The sequence below is a fragment of the Anoxybacillus sp. MB8 genome, assembly GCF_011006755.1.
GTDB lineage: Bacteria > Bacillota > Bacilli > Bacillales > Anoxybacillaceae > Anoxybacillus > Anoxybacillus gonensis.
This window is the reverse complement of the sequence record NZ_RXXX01000110.1, coordinates 1-712: the sequence shown is the minus strand read 5'-3', so window position 1 is coordinate 712 and position 712 is coordinate 1. Positions and strand designations below refer to the sequence as shown.

Genomic DNA, 712 nt, shown 5'->3' with positions numbered 1-712 from the left:
ATGAGCCACGAAACGATTCGTCAGTTGATTGTCGAGGCTGAAGTCGTTGGACACCGCAAGATGGAGAAAAAAGGTCGGGTATTTTTCATTGAGGCAGACGGACTATACGTCAAACGCCAACGAAGCCGCATGAAAGGGAAAGAAGAGAAAATTGTGACGATTCACCAAGGATGGGAGAAAAACGGCAAACGAGTTTCTTTGGTGAACCGACGCTACTATGTTCATCAAACGAATGAGCCAATCTGGGAAGCCGTCGAGAGCTTCTTAGTGAAAGAATATGGGTATGATCCACTAGAAGATTGGGTCGTCATCAATGGAGATGGTGCGCCGTGGATTACGGCTTGTCGTGAATATTTCGGAGATAGAGGGTACTTTCAACTCGATCGGTTCCATGTGGCGAGAGAGATTCGTCAATTGTTCCGAGGTCATGCAAGATATCGGGTGATTCGAAAGAAATTAGCATCATGGGATGAAGAAGGCGTGTTACGAGAACTCACAAGTGCCATCGGTACGCTAGAACATGAGGAGAAGGAAAAGCAACTCGAGGCGTTTGTTCGACGGATCGGGGAGATGCCAGGATGTTTGCGTGACTATCGCGTATGGTTGAAGGAAAAAGGGATCGACACGACAAACATGAGGGCGATGGGGAGTGCGGAAGGAACGATGCATGTGTTTGCGAAACGAAGTAAAAACGGTCGAAGTTGGAGGGATG

1 protein-coding gene is annotated in these 712 nt (G+C 47.9%); it reads left to right on the top strand.

Annotated elements, in window-relative coordinates; all coding sequences use genetic code 11:
* On the top strand, positions 1-712 hold a 712-nt coding region (locus EKC99_RS15350; RefSeq protein WP_205597824.1), incomplete at both ends, for a UPF0236 family transposase-like protein.